This is a genomic window from Nioella ostreopsis, from assembly GCF_004000255.1.
GTDB lineage: Bacteria > Pseudomonadota > Alphaproteobacteria > Rhodobacterales > Rhodobacteraceae > Nioella > Nioella ostreopsis.
The window spans coordinates 170,254-190,409 of the sequence record NZ_RCIQ01000004.1 but is presented as its reverse complement, the minus strand read 5'-3'; the positions used below and the strand labels follow the sequence as shown (position 1 = coordinate 190,409).

The 20,156-nt window shown below is 62.3% G+C and carries 24 protein-coding genes; 19 read left to right on the top strand and 5 right to left on the bottom strand.

Annotated elements, in window-relative coordinates:
- Window positions 1-35: 35 nt before the first annotated feature.
- The 3 genes from EP237_RS06345 to EP237_RS06335 all read right to left on the bottom strand — a co-directional run bounded on the left by EP237_RS06345 (window position 36) and on the right by EP237_RS06335 (window position 2,077).
- On the bottom strand, window positions 36-1,088 hold the full coding sequence (locus EP237_RS06345; protein WP_338068146.1) for a YeeE/YedE family protein: 1,053 nt from the start codon (window positions 1,086-1,088) through the stop codon (window positions 36-38).
- 35 nt (window positions 1,089-1,123) lie between these two features.
- Window positions 1,124-1,471, bottom strand: coding sequence for an ArsR/SmtB family transcription factor (locus tag EP237_RS06340; RefSeq protein ID WP_127559242.1), 348 nt, complete (start codon window positions 1,469-1,471; stop codon window positions 1,124-1,126).
- Window positions 1,472-1,687: 216 nt separating this feature from the next.
- Complete coding sequence (locus tag EP237_RS06335) at window positions 1,688-2,077, bottom strand: thioredoxin fold domain-containing protein (RefSeq protein WP_240661538.1); 390 nt, start codon at window positions 2,075-2,077, stop codon at window positions 1,688-1,690.
- 69 nt (window positions 2,078-2,146) lie between these two features.
- Between EP237_RS06335 and EP237_RS06330 the strand changes: the two genes are divergently transcribed.
- From EP237_RS06330 to gph, 15 genes are all read left to right on the top strand, one after another.
- Complete coding sequence (locus EP237_RS06330) at window positions 2,147-2,884, top strand: cytochrome c biogenesis CcdA family protein (protein WP_127559240.1); 738 nt, start codon at window positions 2,147-2,149, stop codon at window positions 2,882-2,884.
- 22 nt (window positions 2,885-2,906) lie between these two features.
- The gene (locus EP237_RS06325; protein WP_127559237.1) at window positions 2,907-3,482 is read left to right on the top strand and encodes a thioredoxin family protein; all 576 of its coding nucleotides are present in this window, start codon (window positions 2,907-2,909) and stop codon (window positions 3,480-3,482) included.
- A gap of 106 nt (window positions 3,483-3,588) precedes the next feature.
- Entirely contained in the window at window positions 3,589-4,047 is a 459-nt protein-coding gene (gene soxX / locus EP237_RS06320) for a sulfur oxidation c-type cytochrome SoxX (RefSeq protein ID WP_127559235.1), read from the top strand.
- A 38-nt stretch (window positions 4,048-4,085) separates the two neighbouring features.
- A complete protein-coding gene (soxY, locus tag EP237_RS06315) occupies window positions 4,086-4,508 on the top strand; it encodes a thiosulfate oxidation carrier protein SoxY (RefSeq protein WP_127559233.1) in 423 nt (140 codons plus the stop codon).
- A 24-nt stretch (window positions 4,509-4,532) separates the two neighbouring features.
- The gene (gene soxZ / locus EP237_RS06310) at window positions 4,533-4,856 is read left to right on the top strand and encodes a thiosulfate oxidation carrier complex protein SoxZ (RefSeq protein WP_071689718.1); all 324 of its coding nucleotides are present in this window, start codon (window positions 4,533-4,535) and stop codon (window positions 4,854-4,856) included.
- 41 nt (window positions 4,857-4,897) lie between these two features.
- A complete protein-coding gene (gene soxA, locus EP237_RS06305; protein ID WP_127559231.1) occupies window positions 4,898-5,746 on the top strand; it encodes a sulfur oxidation c-type cytochrome SoxA in 849 nt (282 codons plus the stop codon).
- 99 nt (window positions 5,747-5,845) lie between these two features.
- Window positions 5,846-7,543 carry a thiosulfohydrolase SoxB gene (gene soxB / locus EP237_RS06300; RefSeq protein ID WP_127559229.1) on the top strand — a complete coding sequence of 566 codons (1,698 nt, stop codon included), beginning with the start codon at window positions 5,846-5,848 and terminating at the stop codon, window positions 7,541-7,543.
- Between the two features lie 50 nt (window positions 7,544-7,593).
- On the top strand, window positions 7,594-8,865 hold the full coding sequence (soxC, locus tag EP237_RS06295; protein WP_127559226.1) for a sulfite dehydrogenase: 1,272 nt from the start codon (window positions 7,594-7,596) through the stop codon (window positions 8,863-8,865).
- Window positions 8,849-9,889 carry a c-type cytochrome gene (locus tag EP237_RS06290; RefSeq protein WP_127559224.1) on the top strand — a complete coding sequence of 347 codons (1,041 nt, stop codon included), beginning with the start codon at window positions 8,849-8,851 and terminating at the stop codon, window positions 9,887-9,889. Before soxC ends, EP237_RS06290 begins: the two co-directional genes overlap by 17 nt.
- Window positions 9,890-9,893: 4 nt before the next feature.
- Window positions 9,894-10,568, top strand: a complete 675-nt coding sequence (locus EP237_RS06285) for a c-type cytochrome (RefSeq protein ID WP_164744637.1) — start codon at window positions 9,894-9,896, stop codon at window positions 10,566-10,568.
- A gap of 57 nt (window positions 10,569-10,625) precedes the next feature.
- Window positions 10,626-11,888, top strand: coding sequence for an NAD(P)/FAD-dependent oxidoreductase (locus tag EP237_RS06280; protein WP_127559220.1), 1,263 nt, complete (start codon window positions 10,626-10,628; stop codon window positions 11,886-11,888).
- Between the two features lie 66 nt (window positions 11,889-11,954).
- Window positions 11,955-12,389, top strand: coding sequence for a DUF302 domain-containing protein (locus EP237_RS06275; protein ID WP_127559218.1), 435 nt, complete (start codon window positions 11,955-11,957; stop codon window positions 12,387-12,389).
- Window positions 12,386-13,612, top strand: a complete 1,227-nt coding sequence (gene hemA, locus EP237_RS06270) for a 5-aminolevulinate synthase (protein ID WP_127559216.1) — start codon at window positions 12,386-12,388, stop codon at window positions 13,610-13,612. Before EP237_RS06275 ends, hemA begins: the two co-directional genes overlap by 4 nt.
- Window positions 13,613-13,734: 122 nt before the next feature.
- Window positions 13,735-14,640, top strand: a complete 906-nt coding sequence (locus EP237_RS06265; protein ID WP_127559214.1) for an MBL fold metallo-hydrolase — start codon at window positions 13,735-13,737, stop codon at window positions 14,638-14,640.
- A 43-nt stretch (window positions 14,641-14,683) separates the two neighbouring features.
- Window positions 14,684-15,352 (top strand): phosphoglycolate phosphatase, encoded by a 669-nt coding sequence (gph, locus tag EP237_RS06260; protein WP_127559212.1) that lies wholly within the window; start codon window positions 14,684-14,686, stop codon window positions 15,350-15,352.
- A gap of 3 nt (window positions 15,353-15,355) precedes the next feature.
- Here gph and EP237_RS06255 read toward each other — a convergent pair whose 3' ends face one another.
- A complete protein-coding gene (locus EP237_RS06255; protein ID WP_127559210.1) occupies window positions 15,356-16,615 on the bottom strand; it encodes an aminotransferase class V-fold PLP-dependent enzyme in 1,260 nt (419 codons plus the stop codon).
- A 155-nt stretch (window positions 16,616-16,770) separates the two neighbouring features.
- Window positions 16,771-17,364: a hypothetical protein gene (locus EP237_RS23070; protein WP_164744628.1), complete on the bottom strand. Its 594-nt coding sequence runs from the start codon at window positions 17,362-17,364 to the stop codon at window positions 16,771-16,773.
- On the opposite strand from EP237_RS23070, the gene cpaB reads away from it, so the two are divergent.
- From cpaB to EP237_RS06235, 4 genes are read left to right on the top strand one after another with little or no spacing between them, the layout of a single operon-like run.
- Window positions 17,264-17,977: a Flp pilus assembly protein CpaB gene (cpaB, locus tag EP237_RS06250; RefSeq protein WP_240661550.1), complete on the top strand. Its 714-nt coding sequence runs from the start codon at window positions 17,264-17,266 to the stop codon at window positions 17,975-17,977. The genes EP237_RS23070 and cpaB overlap by 101 nt on opposite strands.
- Window positions 17,974-19,242: a CpaE/TadZ family protein gene (locus EP237_RS06245; protein WP_127559206.1), complete on the top strand. Its 1,269-nt coding sequence runs from the start codon at window positions 17,974-17,976 to the stop codon at window positions 19,240-19,242. Before cpaB ends, EP237_RS06245 begins: the two co-directional genes overlap by 4 nt.
- Window positions 19,227-19,706, top strand: coding sequence for a TadE/TadG family type IV pilus assembly protein (locus tag EP237_RS06240; protein ID WP_127559204.1), 480 nt, complete (start codon window positions 19,227-19,229; stop codon window positions 19,704-19,706). The genes EP237_RS06245 and EP237_RS06240 overlap by 16 nt, the downstream gene beginning before the upstream one ends.
- Entirely contained in the window at window positions 19,699-20,139 is a 441-nt protein-coding gene (locus EP237_RS06235) for a TadE/TadG family type IV pilus assembly protein (RefSeq protein WP_127559202.1), read from the top strand. Before EP237_RS06240 ends, EP237_RS06235 begins: the two co-directional genes overlap by 8 nt.
- Window positions 20,140-20,156: the final 17 nt, after the last annotated feature.

The window sequence follows — 20,156 nt, the reverse complement described above, 5'->3', positions numbered from 1 at the left end:
TTATGGCCGGATCACAAAGACTTCTGCGGAAACGCTTAGTCCGCGTTGCGGAAACCCTGTCCATAGATCAGGAAATGCAGACCGATCCGGGCACCCGCATAGATGCTGAGCAGCGTGACGGGGGCAGAGAGTCCGAGGACAGAAAAGGCCGACAGCCCCTGACCGATGGAACAGCCGCTGGCCAGCACCGCGCCCACCCCCATCATCGAGGCCCCGACCAGTTGCCGCCCCAGTTCGCGGGCATCGTCGCAGGCCTCCCACCGGAAGTGACCCAGTCGGGTATTGCCCAGAAAGGCCCCCGCGACCACGCCCAGAACCGAGCCCATGCCGAAGGTTACCGCTGTGCCGCTGGAGGTCATGGCAAATAGAATGGTTTCACCGATCGGGGCGGCGAATGTGTGGTTTGCGACGCTGATCGACTCGAAGCTTTCGAAATGCAGCCATTGCAGGGCGCCCCAGGTGGCGGCGATGGTCACCCCGACGATGGCCGCCCAGATCGCATGGGGGCGAAACTCTGACCAGTCGGCGCCGCGCATGGCCAGACCCGCCAGGATGGCGGCAATGAGGGTGGCGGTCGCCAGTGCCGGCAGGCCGATGGCGTCTTCGACCATTTGGGCGATGCCGGCCGGGCTCTCGCTGGATTGGCCCGGAATCAGGGCCACACGCAGCCCCGACAGCGGGCCGGAGATGGTGGCATAGGCGGTGATGCCCATTGTGACCACCACGACGCCAGAACGAAAATCACCTCCACCGATCCGGGCCAGCGCGCCGAAGCCGCAATTTCCGGCCAGCGCCATGCCAACCCCGAAGAGCAGCCCGCCCGCGACAGCCCCGACAATGGACCAGCGGGTCAGGTAGTAGATATCGGCGGGGTCCAGAAGCCCTGCCGTCATCAGCAGGTGCGTGCCCAGGATCGCCACGGCGAGCGCAATGCCCCACATGCGCAAGCGGTTGTCATTGCCGCCATAGCTGGCATCCTCGATCGCGGCGAGCGAGCAGAACCGGCCGATCCGGGAGGCAAGACCAAGAATGATGCCCGTCGCGAGCCCGATCAGGGCTGCAAGTCCGGCGTCGGAAATCTCTGGCATCAGGCGTCCTCCCAAACGCACCGGGCCACCGTCGGTCAGGCCTCGGGCATCTCGGGATTACAGAACATATCGTAGACGAGTTCAAGAATTCTGATCGCGCGCTCATCGCAGAGACGATACCAGATCACTTTCCCGTCGCGCCGGGTGGTGACAAGACCTTCCAGCCGCAGACGGGCCAATTGCTGCGACACCGCCGCCTGACGCGCGGCCAGCAGCTGTTCCAGCTCGGTCACGGATTTTTCACCGGTGGCAAGGTGGCACAGGATCATAAGGCGGCCTTCATGACTGACAGCCTTGAGCAACTGGGCAGCTTCGGTTGCGTTATTGGCAAGCCGCTCCATCTCGTCGTCCTCAAGGTCCGCTAGCCGCGCCGGTAGACCCATTTTTCCACGCCCCTTGCAATTTGATCGGGTCGACTGCGCCTTTTGGCGCAATTGAGGGGCATATGGACCGATCAGGGTGGAATAGTCCAGCGTTTACGAAGGTTTCCTTTGTGGCTTCAGCCCGTTTGGCACATGCCGTCCTGCCGCCAAAGCCGCGTGTTTCTGGTGTCCGAGCGGCGGCCCGGCAGGGAGGGGGACACAAGGGGGCCGTGGTCCTCACGGGGCCGAGACCGCGCTGCGATGCTCGGACAGCTGACGCGACAGCAGGTCCATATGCATCCAGAACAGTTCATCCCCGACATAGCCTTCGGCGCGGGCGATTTCCTGCCCGTCCTCGACCAGAACGAAGGTGGGGGTGAAGACAACGCGGCTGGAGAAGGTCAGGTCTTCGGGCAGGTCGTGCAAATCCACGATGCGCAGAGGCGCGACTTCGGCGAATTCCGTCAGAGGATAGATCTCGCCCACATCCGTGTGCCAGCGGCGGCAGTAGACGCAGCCATCCTGTTCGACCATCACAAGGGCGGTATCCGCCGCGACAGTGCTGGCCACACCTAGGGCTGTGACACAGGCCGCAACAAGAAGTTTGGCATTCATCGGCATACCCATGATTGACGCCTTTCTCATATAATGTATTTTGAATGTGTGAATATGGCAAGTGCAGGGGAGAGCGGGCGCATGTTTGACATCAGTTTTGGCGGCGCGGCACTTGCAGGTCTTCTGTCGTTCCTGTCGCCCTGCATCCTGCCTATCGTGCCCTTTTACCTGTCTTATCTCGCGGGGATGAGCGCCGATGACCTGGCCGCTGCCCGCGAAAGCCGTGGCGCGAGCAAGCAGGCGATTCTGCCCGCGATTGCCTTCAGCCTCGGCATCCTGACCATTTTCATGGCGCTCGGCATGGCCGCGTCCAGTTTCGGGCAGGCGGTGCGCGATGCGATGCCGGTGCTGCGCTGGATCGCGGCGGCGATCATCCTGGCCATGGGGCTGCACTTCCTTGGCGTGGTCAAGATCCCGATTCTCTATCGCCAGCTGCGTGCTGACAACCAGATCGACCGCGGCAAGGGCATCGTCGGGGCCTATGTGATCGGACTGGCCTTCGCCTTCGGCTGGACGCCCTGCGTCGGCCCGGTTCTGGCCGCGATCCTGTTCACGGCGGCCGATGCGGGCACCGCCAGCAAGGGCGCGCTGCTGCTGATGGTCTACGGGCTTGGCATGACCCTGCCGTTCATCGTTGCCGCCGCGTTTGTCGGGCCGTTCATGCGCTGGATGGGGCGGTTTCGCCGGCACATGGGCAAGGTGGAAAAGGGAATGGGCGTCTTGCTGATCGTCTTTGCCGTGCTGATCGCAACGGATTCGATCAATGTCGTGGCGCAATGGATGATCGACTATGGCCCGGACTGGACGGGCATTGGATGACCATGATCGGGAGGAACGCACCATGAAACAGTTTATTTCGGGACTTGCCGGGCTCGTTCTCGGCGTGACCACGGCACTACCGGCATTCGCGGAACTGGACGACAATGGGCTGCATGTCGAAACCTGGATCGAGGAAACCTTCCTCGACCTGCGCGAGGATCTTGGCGATGCCAATGCCAATGGCCAGCGGCTGCTGATCCTCTTCGAGCAACGCGGATGCATCTACTGCAACGAGATGCATGAAAATGTTTTCTCGCGCGAGGATATCGCCGCGATGCTGGACGAGGATTTCTTCGTGGTCCGGCTCAATCTGCATGGAAGCCTGGAGGTGACAGACTTCGACGGAGAGGTGATGAGCGAACGCAACATCGCCCGCCGGTGGGGCATTCTGTTCACGCCGACGCTGATGTTCATGCCCGAAGAGGTGCCCGAGGATCAGACCGCCGTGCAGGCGGCTGTCGCCTCGATGCCTGGCGCGTTCAGTGGCTGGACGACCTACAATCTGCTCACTTGGGTGCAGGAACACGGCTATGACAGCGACGAGGGTTTCCAGCGCTATCATGCGAGAAGACTTACAGAATTGGGGATCATCGAGTGATGACGGCGGGCAAGATTCCTGCGCTACAAATTCATAAATGCGAATTTAATGTTGCAAGGAATCGTCCCCACGCCCTATTGTGGACGGAAGAATACAAACGGGAGGAATGGACGTGAAACTTACAGCTCTTGCAGCTGGCGTGCTTATGGTCGCCGCTCCGGCGTTCGCGGACGAGGTTGCGCAAGCTGACGTCGTGTTCGGCGAATACGGAGAGGTTGAGGCTTCGTTGACCGGTGTGCCGGGCGATGCTGCGGCCGGACGCGAGGTCTTCATCAATCGCCGCCTTGGCAACTGCCTGGCCTGTCACGAGAACAGCGATATGGCGGACCAGCCATTCCATGGTGAAGTGGGGCCAGTGCTCGACGGTGTCGGAGATCGCTGGTCCGAAGCGGATCTGCGCGGGATCATCGTGAACTCGAAAAATGTGTTCCCTGACACGATCATGCCAGCCTTCTACGTGAGCGAAGGCTTCATCAATGTACGCGAAGATTTGGCCGGTCAGTCGATTCTGACAGCGCAGCAGGTGGAAGACGTGGTCGCCTACCTGATGACGCTTCAGGAATGACAATCGGCTTAATACGAGACACTCAGGAGGAGACGAAAATGAACCTGACGCGCAGACAAGCGCTGATCACGGCGCTCAGCGCCGCAGCTGTGGCGGGCATCCTGCCGCGCTCGGCCTCGGCCCAGTCGCTGGAAGACGCGATGGCGGCCTTCACCGGCGGCGCGGAAACGTCCGAAGGCGGGATCATCATCACCGCGCCGGAAATCGCGGAAAACGGCAACACCGTGCCGGTTGAAGTGGAAGCTGAAGGCGCAGCGCGCATCACCATCTTTGCCGCCGGCAACCCGAATCCGGGTGTCGTGACCTTCGCCTTCGGCCCGCTGGCCGCGGTGTCGCGGGCCTCGACGCGCATCCGTCTTGCTGCCACCCAGGATGTGGTGGTCGTGGCCGAGATGGCCGACGGCAGCTACCAGATGGCCGCGCAAGAAGTCAAAGTCACCATCGGCGGCTGCGGCGGCTGAGCGAGAGAAGGAGGAGTAAGACCCATGGAAGGTGTTCGCCCCCGCGTTCGAGTCGACAGTGCCACCGAGGCCGGTGCCGTTGTCGAAGTTAAAACCCTGATCAGCCACCCGATGGAATCGGGCCTTCGCCGCGATGGCGATGGCAACCTGATTCCGCGTCAGATCATCAACCGCTTCACCGCCGAATATAACGGTGAGATGGTGATCGATGTCACGCTGGAACCGGCTATCTCGACCAACCCCTATTTCGAGTTCGATGCCACCGTGCCCGAACCCGGCACGTTTACCTTCACCTGGTATGACGATGATGGGGATGTCTACACATCCACCAACGACCAGAGCTTCTGATCGCTGGCATCCAGGAAACGAGAATAATAGGGAGGACCAAGATGCCAGGAAACGCACGCAGAGCCACAATGGCCGTACTGCTGGCCGGGACCGTTATGGTGGCCCCGGCTCTCGGTGACGAAAGCGCCGAGCTGGTGATCGACGGACAGGTGTTCGTCACCCGCACAGAAGCGCCGGAGCACATGGAATATGTCCCCGAGATCATCTCGGGTTGGGTATTCCGGTCCGCGGAAACACAGGCCGTCCAGATGGACGACTTCGACAATCCGGGCATGCTCTATGTGGATGGCGGTCTTGAAGAATGGACCAATGTGGACGGGACCGCAGGCGAATCCTGCGCCTCCTGCCACGGCGACGCAGAAAGCATGGCCGGTGTCCGCACACAGATGCCGCATGTGAACGAAGACGGCGAGTTGTGGACGATGGAAGACTACATCAACAACTGCCGGACCGAGCGCATGGGCGCCGAGGCTTGGGGTTGGGAAAGCGGCAACATGCTCAACATGACCGCGATGATCTCCTACCAGTCGCGCGGCATGCCTATGAGTGTCCAGATCGACGGCGAAGCGGCGGAATATTGGGAGCAGGGCCGCGAGCTCTACTACACCCGGTTCGGTCAGCTGGATCTGTCCTGTGCCAATTGTCATGAAGACAACTACGGCAACATGCTGCGGGCTGACCACCTGTCGCAGGGGCAGCTCAACGGCTTCCCCGTCTATCGCCTGAAATGGGCGGGCCTTGGGTCCATCCATCGTCGCCTGCGTGGCTGCATCACCGATACGCGCGCCGAAACTTTCGGCCGTGGCTCGGATGAGTTGACCGCGCTGGAACTCTACGTTGCTTCGCGTGGTAACGGTCTGTCGGTCGAGGCTCCCTCGGTCCGCAACTGATATCAAGAAGACCCGCTAAGGGCCTGAAAACAAAACAAGACCCTCCGACCCTTGGTCGGGGGGATCAATACCCACATGCTTGCAAAACGGAACTGACGCATGATTTCCCGCCGCGAATTTCTCCAGGCTTCGGTTGCAGCTTCTGCCATTCTGGGGGCCTCTGGCACCGGACGGTGGGGCCGCCTGGCCGCGCAACAGCGCCTGATGACCCAGGATGACCTGCTGAACATGGAGGCCGTGGGCAATGTCACGCTGATCCATATCACCGACATCCATGCGCAGTTGAAACCGATCTATTTCCGCGAACCCCAGATCAACCTGGGCGTGGGCGAGGTGAACGGCTTGCCGCCCCATGTGACTGGCGCGGATTTCCTCGACCTCTACAATATCCAGCCCGGCAGCCCCGAAGCCTATGCGTTGACCTATGGCGATTTCGAGGCGCTGGCCGCGCAATATGGGCGTCTCGGCGGGCTCGACCGCGCCGCGACGGTGATCAATCACATCCGGTCCGAACGCCCCGGCGCGCTGCTGCTGGACGGCGGCGACACATGGCAAGGCTCGCTGACTGCGCTGCGCACCAATGGTGGCGATATGGTCCGCGCCATGAACGCGCTTGGCGTCGACGCTATGACCGCGCATTGGGAATTCACCCTTGGCATCGACCGGGTGACCGAAATCGTCGAGAGCGAGCTGAACTTCCCGTTCCTGGGCGCCAATATCTTCGATTCCATGTGGGATGAACCGGCCTATGAGCCGTACCGGATGTTCGAACAGAATGGCGTCAACATCGCCGTGATCGGGCAGGCCTTCCCCTATATGCCGATTGCGAACCCCGGCTGGATGTTCCCTGACCTGTCCTTTGGCATCCGCGAAGCACGCGTGGCCGAGATGGTCGAAGAAGTGCGCGGGGCAGGGGCCGAGGTTGTGGTCCTGCTGTCGCATAACGGCTTCGACGTGGATCGCAAACTGGCGGGGCGCGTTCCGGGCATCGACGTGATCCTGACCGGCCACACCCATGATGCGCTGCCTGAACCGGTGATCGTCGGCAATACGCTTGTCATCGCCACTGGCAGCCATGGCAAATTCGTCAGCCGTCTGGATCTCGATGTGCGCGATGGCGGGGTGCAGGGCTATGGCTATCGCCTGATCCCGATCTTCTCGGACGTGATCACCCCCGATCCCGAGATGGCCGCGCTGATCGACGCCGAACGCGCGCCCTATGAGGCGGAACTGGGCGAGGTTCTGGGCCAGACCGCCAATACGCTTTACCGGCGCGGCAATTTCAACGGCACCTGGGACGACCTGCTGTGTCAGGCGATGCTGGAAGAACGCGACGCCGATATCGCGCTGTCGCCCGGCTTCCGGTGGGGCACCAGCGTGCCCGCGGGGCAGGACATCACCAAGGAAGATCTCTTCAGCGCCACGGCGATGAGCTACCCGAATTGCTACCGCACGGAAATGACGGGCGAATTCCTGCATGTGATCATGGAGGACGTGGCCGACAACCTGTTCAACACCGATCCCTATTATCAGCAGGGCGGCGACATGGTGCGCGTCGGTGGCATGGGCTACCGCATCGACATCAGCCAGCCGCAGGGCAGCCGGATCAGCGACATGACGCTTCTGCGCACGGGCGAACTGCTCGACCCCGCCGCGACTTACACCGTCGCCGGATGGGCCAGCGTCAACGAGGGCACCGAAGGTCCGCCGATCTGGGAGGTGGCCGAGGCCTATATCCGCCGGATGGGCACCGTGGACATCCCGCCCAACCAGTCCGTGATCGTGACCGGGGGCTGACCGATATGAGCAAGACATCAATGACAGACGAAGCTGAGCGGAGGACGGACATGACCGACAGCCCCCACAAAAACGGCACCACCCGCCGGGGGTTCCTTGCAGGAACTGCCGTGGCAGGGGCGGCAGCCATCACGGGAACAGTAGCGCGCGCAGATGCGCCGGATCCGGCGATCACCGAGGTGCAGCCCTGGGCGCGCTACCTTGGTGAAGGCGTCGATGCGCGGCCCTATGGCACGCCGTCGGAACACGAGGCGCATGTGGTGCGCCGCAACGTGGAATGGCTGACCGCCGATCCGATCTCGTCGGTCAACTTCACCCCAATCCACGAGTTGGACGGGATCATCACCCCCAATGGGCTGTGCTTTGAACGCCATCATGGCGGCATCGCGGAAATCGACCCGGCCCAGTATCGGCTGATGATCAACGGTCTTGTGGACCGGGAGCTGATCTTCACCCTGGAAGACATCATGCGCTTCCCCCGTGAAAACCGCGCCTACTTCCTCGAATGCGCGGCAAATTCCGGCATGGAATGGCGCGGCGCGCAGCTCAATGGCTGCCAGTACACTCACGGCATGATCCACAATGTCATGTATACCGGCGTTCGCCTGCGGACCCTGCTGGAAGAGGCCGGTGTGCAGCCCGAGGGCGAATGGCTGCTTGCCGAAGGCGCCGATGCCTCGGCCATGACCCGCTCCATCCCGATGGAAAAGGCGCTCGACGACTGCATGGTTGCCTTCAAGATGAACGGTGAGGCGCTGCGTCCTGAACAGGGCTATCCGGTGCGTCTGGTCGTGCCCGGTTGGGAAGGCAATATGTGGGTCAAGTGGCTGCGCCGTCTGGAAGTGGGCGATCAGCCTTGGCACCACCGGGAAGAGACCTCGAAATACACCGATCTCTTCGCCGATGGCCGCGCCCGGCGCTTCACCTGGGAAATGGACGCCAAGTCGATCATCACCAGCCCCAGCCCGCAAAAGCCCATCAGCCACGGCCCCGGGCCCATGGTTCTGACCGGTCTGGCCTGGTCGGGCCGTGGCACAATCCCCCGCGTGGATGTGACCATCGACGGCGGCATCAACTGGGTTGAGGCGCGCATGGACGGCCCCAGCTGGGACAAGTCGCTGCATCGCTTCTACTACGACTTCGAATGGGACGGCTCGCCGATGATCCTGCAAAGCCGGGCCCATGACTCGACCGGCTATGTGCAGCCCACCAAGGACGAGCTGCGCGAAGTGCGGGGCGAGAACTCCATCTACCACAATAACGGCATTCAGACCTACGCCGTGGCAGCCGACGGGAGCGTTGAAAATGTCGAAATCGCTTAAGCTTCTCCTGACCGCCGCCACGCTGACGGCCCTTGGGGCGGCCGCAAGCGCACAGACCTATGGCCTGGGCCGCGAGGCTCTGCCCGAAGAGGTTGCCGCCTGGGACATCGACATTCGCCCCGACGGGCTTGGCCTGCCGGTCGGATCAGGATCGGTTCTCGAAGGGGAAGAGGTCTTCCTTCAGCTTTGCGCGTCCTGCCACGGCGACTTCGCCGAAGGTGCGGGCCGCTGGCCGCCGCTTGCGGGCGGGCAAGGCTCGCTTGCGTCGGACGACCCGTTGAAAACGATCGGCTCCTACTGGCCGTATCTGTCGACCGTGTGGGACTACGTGCACCGCGCCATGCCCTTCGGCGACGCGCAGTCACTGAGTGATGACGAGGTCTATGCGATCACGGCGTTCCTGCTCTACATGAACGACATCGTGCTGGAAGACGACTTCGTTCTGTCGAACGAAAACTTCACCGATATCGAGATGCCGAACGCCGACGGGTTCTACATGGATGACCGCGAGGAAAGCCCGCTTTGGGGCCCGCGCGAGGTCTGCATGACCGACTGCGCGGAAAGCGTGGAAATCACCATGCGCGCCAACATCCTCGACGTGACGCCCGATGACGCCGCAGCCCGTGAAGCGCGTGAATCTGGTGGCGAAGAGGCAGTGGAAGACGCCGCGACCGAGGAAGCGGCCGAAGACCCCAATGCCATCGACATGGAACTGGCAGAGGCGGGCGAGGGCCTGTTCCGGCAGTGTTCCAGCTGTCACCAGGTGGGCGACGGGGCGCAGAACCGCACCGGTCCGATCCTGACCGGGATCGTTGGCGCACCAGCCGGGCTTGTCGAAGGTTTCCGCTATTCCAACCCGATGCAGGCGGCTGCCGAAGAGGGGTTGGTTTGGACGCCGGAAGAACTCCATGCCTTCCTTGAAAACCCGCGCGCCTATATGCGCGGGACACGGATGGCCTTCCGCGGGGTGGCGGATGAGGCGGATCGTGCCGCCATCATCGAATACCTCCGGTCGGTGGAGTAAACGGATGTTGCGCAGGATCCTCCTTCCGATCCTCGCAACCCTCGCCGGGGCCCCAGTGGCCCTGGCGCAAGAGGGCGACGCAGAACGGGGCGCAGTCCTGTTCCGGCAATGCAATTCCTGCCATGTGGCAGAGCCTGACGGCCCATCCCGCACCGGCCCCAATCTTTATGGGGTTGTCGGACGCGCGGCTGGCACGCTGGAGGGTGTCCGCTATTCCCCGGCGATTCGCGAGGCGGGCGAGGGCGGGCTGATCTGGACCGTGGAAACCCTGGACGGGTTCCTGCAGGATCCGCGCGGCTACATTCCCGGATCCCGCATGAGCTTTCGGGGCCTGCCGGACCTTCAGGACCGCATGGATGTGATCGCCTATCTGACCGGCGACGCACCTGTGGTACACTCCTCGGACCTGGGGCGCCTGTCGCCCGAAATCTTTACGATCGAAGGCGATGTGGAATACGGGGAATACCTGTCGTCCGAATGCGTGGCCTGTCACAGCGCCAGCGGCAGCGACGAGGGCATTCCGGTGATCACCGGGATTGACCCCGAAGCGTTCATCCTCGCCTTGCATGATTATCGCGACGGCCACCGGGAACATCAGGTGATGACCACGGTGACCGCCAGACTGACCGACGAGGAAATTGCCTCGTTGGCGGCCTATTTCGCCATGTTGGAGGAATAAGGCCATCGCCCGCTTGGAGGAGGGGGCGGAAACAAAGTGGAGTTGGGAGGCTTCGACATGATGATGAACAGACGCTCTTTTTTGGGAACAACGGCCGCATTGGCCGGGACATTGGCCGCTCCGGCCGTCCTCGGACAAGCACGACCTCGCGCAGTTGTCATCGGTGGCGGGGCAGGTGGGGCAACCGCCGCGCGCTATATCGCCAATGACAGCGACGGCATGATCGACGTCACGTTGATCGAGCCCACCCGCCACTACTACACCTGCTTCTTCTCGAACCTTTATCTGGGCGGCTTCCGCACCATTGAATCGCTTGGCCACAGCTACGGCACGCTGGCCGCGGATTATGGCATCAATGTCGTCCATGACTGGGCCACCGGCATCGACCGGGATGCGCGGACCGTGGCGCTGGCGGGTGGCGGATCGGTGCCCTATGACCGGCTGATCGTCAGCCCCGGCATCGACTTCAAGGAGGGCGCTGTGCCCGGCTGGTCCACCGCCGCGCAGAACCGGATGCCGCATGCCTACAAGGCCGGGTCGCAGACCGAACTGCTGCGCGCGCAGCTGGAAAACATGCGCGAGGGCGGCACCTTCGCCATGGTCGCGCCGCCCAACCCCTATCGCTGTCCGCCGGGGCCCTATGAGCGGGTTTCGATGGTCGCTCATTATCTCAGCCAGAACAACCCGACGGCGCGGATCCTGATCCTCGACCCGAAGGAAAGCTTCTCGAAACAGGCGCTGTTCGAAGACGGGTGGGCCCGCCACTATCCGGGCATGATCGAACGCATCGGTCCCGATTTCGGTGGCGGCAACGTGGAAGTGCGCCCCGACAGCATGGAAGTGGTCGTCGACGGGCAGGTCGAGGCGGTCGATGTCTGCAACGTCATCCCGGCGATGCAGGCGGGCAGCATCCTGCAGGACGCGGCCCTGACCGAAAGCGATTGGGCCACGGTGATGCCCGCAACCATGCAGTCGGTGATGGATGAGAACATCCATGTCCTGGGCGACTCCGCGCGCCAGGGGGCGATGCCGAAATCGGGCTTTGCCGCCAACAGCCAGGCCAAGGTGGCCGCGATGGCCGTGCGCCATGCGCTGACCGACAGCCGCCTGTTCCCGGCGCGCTTCTCGAACACCTGCTGGTCGCTCATCACCACCGATGACGGCATCAAGGTCGGGGCGACCTACCAGGCGGGCGAGGACCGGATCGAGGCGGTCGATACCTTCGTCAGCCAGCTTGGCGAAAGCGACGAGGTGCGCGCGGAAACCTACCGCGAGTCGCTTGGCTGGTATGACTCCATCACCTCCGACATGTTCGGCTGATATACCCATTCGGCCTCGCGGCGGGGTGCTGCGGGGCCACTTCATGAACCACGAAAGGATCAGACGATGAAACAGTTTGCACTTGCAGCCGCCCTGGCAGCGGCCACCGCGACCGGCGCAATGGCGCAGCAGGCCGTGACCTATCCTTTCGACGGCAGTTTCGAGGACGCGGCCTTTGGTGTGGAAAGCGCCATCGTGGGCCGGGGTCTGGTGATCGACTACACGAGCCATGTGGGCGAGATGCTGGAACGCACCCGCGAGGACACCGGCAGCGATGTGGTGCTGTTCGACGAGGCGGATATCTACCTGTTCTGTTCGGCCGTCGTGTCGCGTCAGGTGATGGAGGCCGACCCGATGAACATCGCTAATTGCCCCTATGGCATCTTCATTGCCAACATGGATGGCGAGGTGACAATCGGCTATCGGGTGATGCCCGAGGAGTCGATGGCCCCGGTGATGGCCCTGCTGGATGAACTGGCGCGCGAGGCAGCCGGTCAATGACATCCGACCGTTACGACACGATCTTCAGGGCGCAGCTTGACGCCCTGAAGGACGACGGGAACTACCGTATCTTCGCGGAACTGGAACGCCGCTGCGGGGATTTTCCACTGGCGAAGAACCACGGCGCGGGGGCCGATGAGGTCACCGTGTGGTGCGGCAATGACTATCTGGGCATGGGCCAGCACCCGCGCGTGTTGCAAGCGATGCACGAGACCGTTGACGCTTGCGGCGCAGGGGCAGGGGGGACGCGCAATATCTCGGGCACCACCCACGCCCATGTGATGCTGGAACGCGAACTGGCCGACCTGCATGGCAAGGAGGCGGCGCTTCTGTTCACGTCGGGCTACGTGTCGAATTGGGCGTCGCTCGGCACGCTCGGATCGCGGCTGCCGGGTTGCACGATCCTGTCAGACAGCCTCAATCATGCCTCTATGATCGAAGGCATCCGCCACGCCCGCTGCGACCGTCAGATCTGGCGGCACAATGATGTAGAAGATCTGGACCGCCGCCTGTCGGCGCTGGACCCCGATGCGCCCAAGATCGTGGCTTTCGAGAGCGTCTATTCCATGGATGGCGACATCGCGCCGATCGCGGAGATCCTCGATGTGGCCGAGAAACACAACGCCATGACCTATCTGGACGAAGTCCATGCGGTTGGCCTTTATGGCCCTCGCGGCGGCGGCATTGCCGAGCGCGAAGGTCTGATGGACCGGGTCACGCTGATCGAAGGCACGCTCGGCAAGGCCTTCGGTGTGGTGGGCGGCTATGTCACCGGGTCGGCCCCGCTGGTCGATTTCATCCGCAGCTTTGCCAGCGGCTTCATCTTCACCACCGCCCTGCCGCCCGCGATTGCCGCGGCGGCGACGGAATCGATCAAGGTTCTGAAAGGATTCGAGGGCGTGCGGTTGCGGGCGGCGCAGCAACGGCAGGTGGCGCGGCTCAGGGCGCGTCTGGATGCCATGGGCATCCCGCACCAGCCCAACCCGAGCCATATCGTTCCGGTCATGGTCAAGGATCCGGTCAAGTGCAAATGGCTATCCGATATCCTGCTGGACCGGTATGGGATCTATGTGCAGCCGATCAACTACCCGACCGTGGCCAAGGGCGAGGAGCGGCTACGCTTCACCCCTTCGCCGCTGCATTCGGACGCGGAGGTCGACCGGCTGGCGGATGCGCTGCACGATCTTTGGAGCCAATGCGCCCTGGCGCGGGTCGTGGCGTGATCGGATAGGGGAGGATCGCCGCGCGGCGCGCGTCGATCCGCGGGGGATCCTCCCCCGCACCCCCTGAGGTATTTTCACCAAGATGAAAGGGTTGCGGCCCTGATGGAACAGGAGAACGGTCAATGAGCGGGATCACGCGGCGGATGCTGATGGCGGGGGCGGCGGGCCTTGGAGCGGCGATGGCGATGCCGCGTTGGCTGCATGCGTCTGTGCAGATTGGGGATTGGCAGCTCGACACGCTGAGCGATGGCAATCTGATGCTGCCTGCGGATTTCATCCTTGGACCGATGCCGGCCGATGAGGTTGCACCGATCCTTGCGCGCAACGGGATCGTGGCGGGTGAGCCGCTGACACCGCCCTGCAACGTGACCTTGCTGCGCGGGCAGGGGCGGGTGGTTCTGTTTGATGCAGGGTCCGGATTGGCCTTTCAGCCTTCGGTGGGGGAATTGCCGGACGCGCTTTTTGCGCTCGGGGTCGATCCCGCGGATGTCACGGATGTGGTGTTCACCCATGCCCATCCCGATCACCTCTGGGGCGCGCTGGATGATTTCGACGAGGCGATGTTCTACAATGCCCGCCACTACATGGGTGCGGGCGAACTGGCCTATTGGCGCGATCCCGACACGGTGAACAGCATCGGAGAGGCCCGCCAGGCCTTTGCCATCGGGGCCGCGCGGCGGTTGGAGATGCTGGGGGACATGGTTGAAAGCTTCGATGACGGCAACGAGGTCTTGCCCGGTGTCACCGCCGTGCTGACCCCTGGACATACGCCGGGGCACATGTCCTTTACCGTGGGCAATGCAATGATCCTTGGGGACGCTGTCGGCAACCATCACGTGGGGTTCGAGGCACCGGGGCTGCTGTCGGGGTCGGATCAGGATCAGGCCATGGCGGCCGAAACCCGCCTGACGCTGCTGGATCGGATCGTGGCCGATGACATGACGGTTGTGGGCTTCCACCTGCCCGGCGGTGGCATCGGCAGGGCAGAGCGTATGGACGGGGCCTATCGCTTCGTGCAGGACGTCTGACGCGGCCATTGACCCCGCCCGCGCTGTCTGAGATGCGGGGGGCATGACCACGCCCTCTGTTTCTGCCCGCATCGTCTTTGACCTCGACGGCACGCTGATCGACAGCGCGCCCGATATTCACGCCATTGCCAATGAGGTGCTGGAGCTGGAAGGGGGCGCGCCGATCACGCTGGAGGAGACCCGTCGTTTCGTTGGCAACGGCGCTGCGGTCTTCGTGGCGCGGATGCGCGGCGCGCGCGGGCTGCCGGACGCCGCGCAGGAGCGGATGCATGACGCCTTTGTCGCGCGCTATGACAGGGCCGTGGGGCGCACCCATCCCTATCCGGGCGTGGCAGCGGCGCTGTCAGATTTGCAGGCGGCAGGCCACCGGTTGGGGATCTGCACCAACAAGCCGATCAAGCCCGCGCTTGCGGTTCTGGCGCATCTGGGCCTGGATCGGTTCTTCGGGGCTGTCATCGGCGGCGACAGCCTGATCGTCAAGAAACCCGACCCCGCCCCGTTGGAGGCTGCATTCGAAGCGCTTGGGCAAGGGCCGATGGTCTATGTGGGCGACAGCGAGGTGGATGCCGAGACCGCCGAGCGGCTCGGCGTGCCCTTCCTGCTGTTCACCGAAGGCTATCGCAAGACGCCCGTGAACAAGCTGCCCCATGCGGCCGCCTTTGATGACTTTGTGCATCTGGGCGGCTTGGTGGACAATCTGCTGAAACGCTAGTCCTCAGCCCTCAGGCCCCATGTCCTTCAGCGCGGCCAGAAGCTGCGCGACCTCGCCCTCGGTATTGTAATGGCACAGGGACACGCGGATGCAGTCGGTCAGGCCCAGAGGGGTCAGCACATTGCCACTATAGTGATCGGCCTTGCGGGTATGGGTGCGGATGCCCTGCTGATTGAGCGCCTCGACCACATCCTCCGAAGCATGGCCTGCGACCACGATCGACACCAGCCCCTCGCGCGCCGGGTTGTCTTGCCCGGCCAGAATGGTGATGTGGTCCATATCCCTTAGGCCGGGCAGATTGCCGGTGCCGTTGATCATCGCGTTTGTCAGATGGGTTTCGTAGTCGTGAATGGCGCGGCCCGCCGCTTCGATCCGGTCACGCCGGTCTGTGGCGTCCGACACCTCGCCGCCCAACCAGTCGAAATAGTCGATCACGTCCGACATGGTGGCATAGCTGCCCGCATCGCGGGTGCCGAATTCCCACCCCGTTGCGGGGGCGTCGATCAGCATGTCATGGGGCATCTTGCCGAACCGGTCCGAAATCCAGGCGATGCCATAGCCGTGGCGGGAAAACACCTTGTAGGGGGAGATCGCGTAGCCATCGACGTTATAGGCGTTCAGGTCGAGCTGTCCATGGGCGGCGTGCTGGATGCCATCGACGATGATCAGGCAATCGGGCGACACGGCGCGGATCGCAGCAGAGATCCCCGCCACATCCATCGCCATGCCGGTGACCGGAGAGCCGTGCAGGATCGTGGCAACCGCCACATCTGGCGTCATATGGGCGGCATAGTCCTCGGGCGTGGTGCGGCCCGTTGCGTTGTCATGGGGGACGTTCACATATGTCAGCCCGGCAATTTCAGCCCAACGGCGCGCAGCACTGCGACTGGCGGGATGTTCTATGGATGACCCGATGACCTTGGCCCCTTTCGGCGCATTCACGCAGGCCGTGCGGATCAGGCGGAACAGCAGTTCCGTCCCGCTTTCGCCCGCAAAGAACTGCCCCCCCGGCGCGTTCATGAACACCGCCAGGTCGGCTTTGGCCTTGTCGATGATCGCCTGCAAACCCTGTCCGGCGGGGTTGATCCGGCCGGGATTGTCGGGAAGGGCGGCGAACTTGGCCGAGGTCTGCACCACCGAGTTGAGGGTCAGCGCGCCGCCTGCATTCTCAAAAAAGATGCGCGGGCCCTGAAACGGACAGCTGTCCACATGGGCAAAGCGCGCGCGGATCGCGTCGAGAAGGGCGGGGGTGTCCTGGATCATGTTATCTGTCCTGTCATGGCGCAAGTGACGGTCGACTTTTGTGCGCCGCGCGATACCGGGGTAGGCGCGGCGAGAAACCGTTTCGGCAATGGAAGACCGGTTTGAAGGTGTGGTGTCAAGCGTAAGCCGTAGTGACAGCAGAAGGGCTGGCCGCGTCAGGCGGGCAGTCTATGCGTGTGGATTTGAACAGTCTGTTCCTTGATCGGCGTCAATGGAGATATGGCCTTGAACCGGGCCTCATTGTTTCTGATGTCGAAATGATAAAGGGGGTTGGGGGGTATTATTGAAGAAGCGGAAGCATTGCGATCGTTTTCCAATTGAACGCCGAGTACGGGAAGGGCCTTTTGTATACGAAAGAGCTGCAGGAAATATTTCTGGTATGACTTCGGTCCAAAAGCAACCATTGCGGCAATCGTAGTCGCAGAGATACTTTCTTTGAACGAAATAACGAATTTGTCAGCGGGGACGCCGCAATGCCTGCCCTGAATACAGGCGGCATTCGGATATCGTGGTTTTGCTGAGATTAAAGACAGCTGCAAGACCCAAGCGCGTATGCCGAAAGAGAAAGAAATGATACGAGCTTTTCTCATCATCATCTTTTTGACCAGCGGCAGCGCCGCATTGCGCCATGCATTGGACAATGACGCTGTGGCTGAGGGAATTGTTGCAAACCAGAACCTGCAAATTGCGCGCGCGGAACCGGAAGTGGAACCGGCAAGAGTGACCGTTATCGTCGCATCGCGGGCCATTCAATCGGGCTATCAACTCTCTGCGTCTGATCTCGGATGGGCGCGTATGCCCGTTGAGTCCGTGTCGCCAGATTTCATCCTCGATCGCGATGCATCCGTTTCGGTCGATGAATTGATTGGCCGGGTCGTCGAACGCGACATCGCAGAGGGCGACCCGATCCTGCTGCAGGATTTGCGCGACATGTCCGAACGCAGCCTGTCTGGAAGTTTGCTGCCGGGGATGCGGGCCTTTTCCGTCCTGATCGACCAGGAGGCCATGGCCGGGGGGCTGATCATGCCCGGTGATCGGGTCGATGTGGTCTATACGTTTTATCCCCCGGAATCCGAGTCCGCTGCGAGCATGATCATTGCCGCCAATGTCCGGGTTCTCGCGTTGGACGACATGACCGAGTTCGGACAGCAGGACGAGCTTTCGCAGGACGATCCGCCGAATGAAAGAAACGCGACGCTTGAACTGTCGCCCGACCAGATCGGCCGTGTTTCGGCCGCAGAAGATGACGGGCGGCTGCGACTTGCACTGAGGTCCGCCGATGAAATCGCGGGACCGGCGCCAGTGAACAGCCCGATCATTCGCGTCAACCGGGGGGGCGTAGTCAGCTTCGAAATGCGATGAACAAACAGCTCAATCCATCAGATTTTCCGGAAACGATCAGGTCAGCCACGGCCTCCGAAAACGCGCTTCTGCCCGCGCTTCGGATCGGGGCATTTGCAAGTTCCGAACAGGCAATCCGGGAACTTAGCCGCGCCAAGGGTGACATTTCGCTCAACCGGACAAGATGGAAGATCCGCACTGGCGATCTCGACACCGCAATCCATGCCTTCAAGGAGGAGAAATCCCCCGATCTTCTGATCGTCGAAAGCGGCGATGATCCGGCGGCCTTGCTGCGCAAGCTTGAAACGCTCAGCGTCCATTGCGAAGCGGGAACGCGGGTCATTCTCCTTGGTGCGCGATCCACCTATTCGGCGGATTTCTATCGGAGCGTTGTGAAGATCGGTGTCAGCGATCTGCTGGTGTCGCCGCTCAGATCCAGGCAGGTCATCGAGACGATCAAGGAAATCTACGCGGACTGGTCCGATGTCCGGCTTGGGAAGATAACCGCGTTCATCGGATCTCGCGGGGCAGGGTCATCCATGATCGCGCAGAACGTCGCGGCCACCATGTCGCGCGCAATGTCCACGGATGTGCTGTTGGTGGATCTCGATCCTCAGTTCGGGACTGTCGGCCTGAACTTCAACGCCAAAAGCACCTATTCCCTGACCGATATCCTCAGGCGGGGAAGCAAGCTGGATGACATCCTGATCGAGCGGATTTCCACCGTGATGCATGATCGGCTGCGTTTGCTGACCGTGGATGCGCGCATGGACAATCGAAGCGAGCTGCCAATCAACGCCATCCGCGCCATCCTGAATCTTCCGAATGCGCTGCGCCAGCACGTGGTGCTGGATCTTCCGCCGATCTGGTCCCGCAGGATGCGGACCATCATTCAGCGGGTCGATACCGTGGTCATCACCGCCGAACCAACCCTGCGCGGCTTTCGCGATGCGGGGCATCTGGTGCACGCGGTTCGCGCGGCAAGGCCCGACAAGGAGGCGCCCACCCTTGTGATCAACAAGCTGCGCGGCGGCAGGGAGAAACATATCAAGACCTCCGAGTTTCAGGACTTCCTGCGCCTGAACACGGTGGTGGACGTGCCCTACAACCACAAGCTGGTTCGAAAGTCCCAGGCTGTTGGGCGGTCTGTCTTCGAATGCGATGAAGGTGCCCAGATTTCCCGCAGCCTTCTCAAGATTGCAAAGGCGGTAAACGGCGAGTTGAACATCGGCGACGATCGCAGCATCTGGGATAAAATGGCGTCCAGGCTATGGAAATGGTGGTAGCGGGGGCAGGCGGATTCTGGAGGTCGGAACGGGGCGCCAGTGCTGTCGAGTTTGCGCTGATTGCGCCGCTGCTGATCCTGATGCTGCTTTCGGCGGCGGATCTGGCCCTCGCGGTCAATCAGCGCATGGTGATGCAGCATATCCTGCGGGTGGGGGCGCAAACGGCCATGGCCGGTGGCAGCCTGTCAGAAGTCGGGCGCGCCCTTGAGACGGCGGAAGACACGCTCGCCACGGGTAGAATGTCGGATCTTTCGGTGAGCGACCCGGTGATCGACTGGCGTTGCGGTACAAGATCGGTCGACCGAAGGGCGTCCTGCGGACGAGGGCGCGAACCTTCTGCCGTGTTCGTTTTCGCGGCGGGCCTTCCTTTCCGAAGCATCGTGCTCGGGGATCGTCTCGGCATGGATATCGAGGTGGCGCTGGAACTTGAGGTGCCCCTGTCATGGAGCGCGGACAATGATTGATGATCCATGCGCCAGGGCGCGCGGCCCGCGCAAACCGCTTTGCGCAATTCGGGCGTTCAGCTGGTCCGAGAAGGCCGCGGTGTCAGTGGAGTTTGCGCTGGTCGCCCTGCTTGCCATTCCGCTTTTCTTCGGGATTTTCGAGATGGGAAGGGCGTTTTATAACAAGACCACGCTTGACTACCTGGCCGATGAGATCGCGCGGGCGGCGGCGATCCAGCTGGACAGCGTGGCCATCGACACGGCTTTCATGGACGCGGCCATGGAAGAGGCGCTGAATGCTGTCGCCATCTTCATTGATCGCAACACATTGGACCGGCGATTGGTCAGCAACAACGGGGAAACAACGATTGTCCTGAGCTACCCGCACCAATTGCGTGTTCCGATGATCCTTGATGAAACGATTACCCTGACCGCCACGCGGATTCTGCGATGATGCAGTGCGGCGATCCC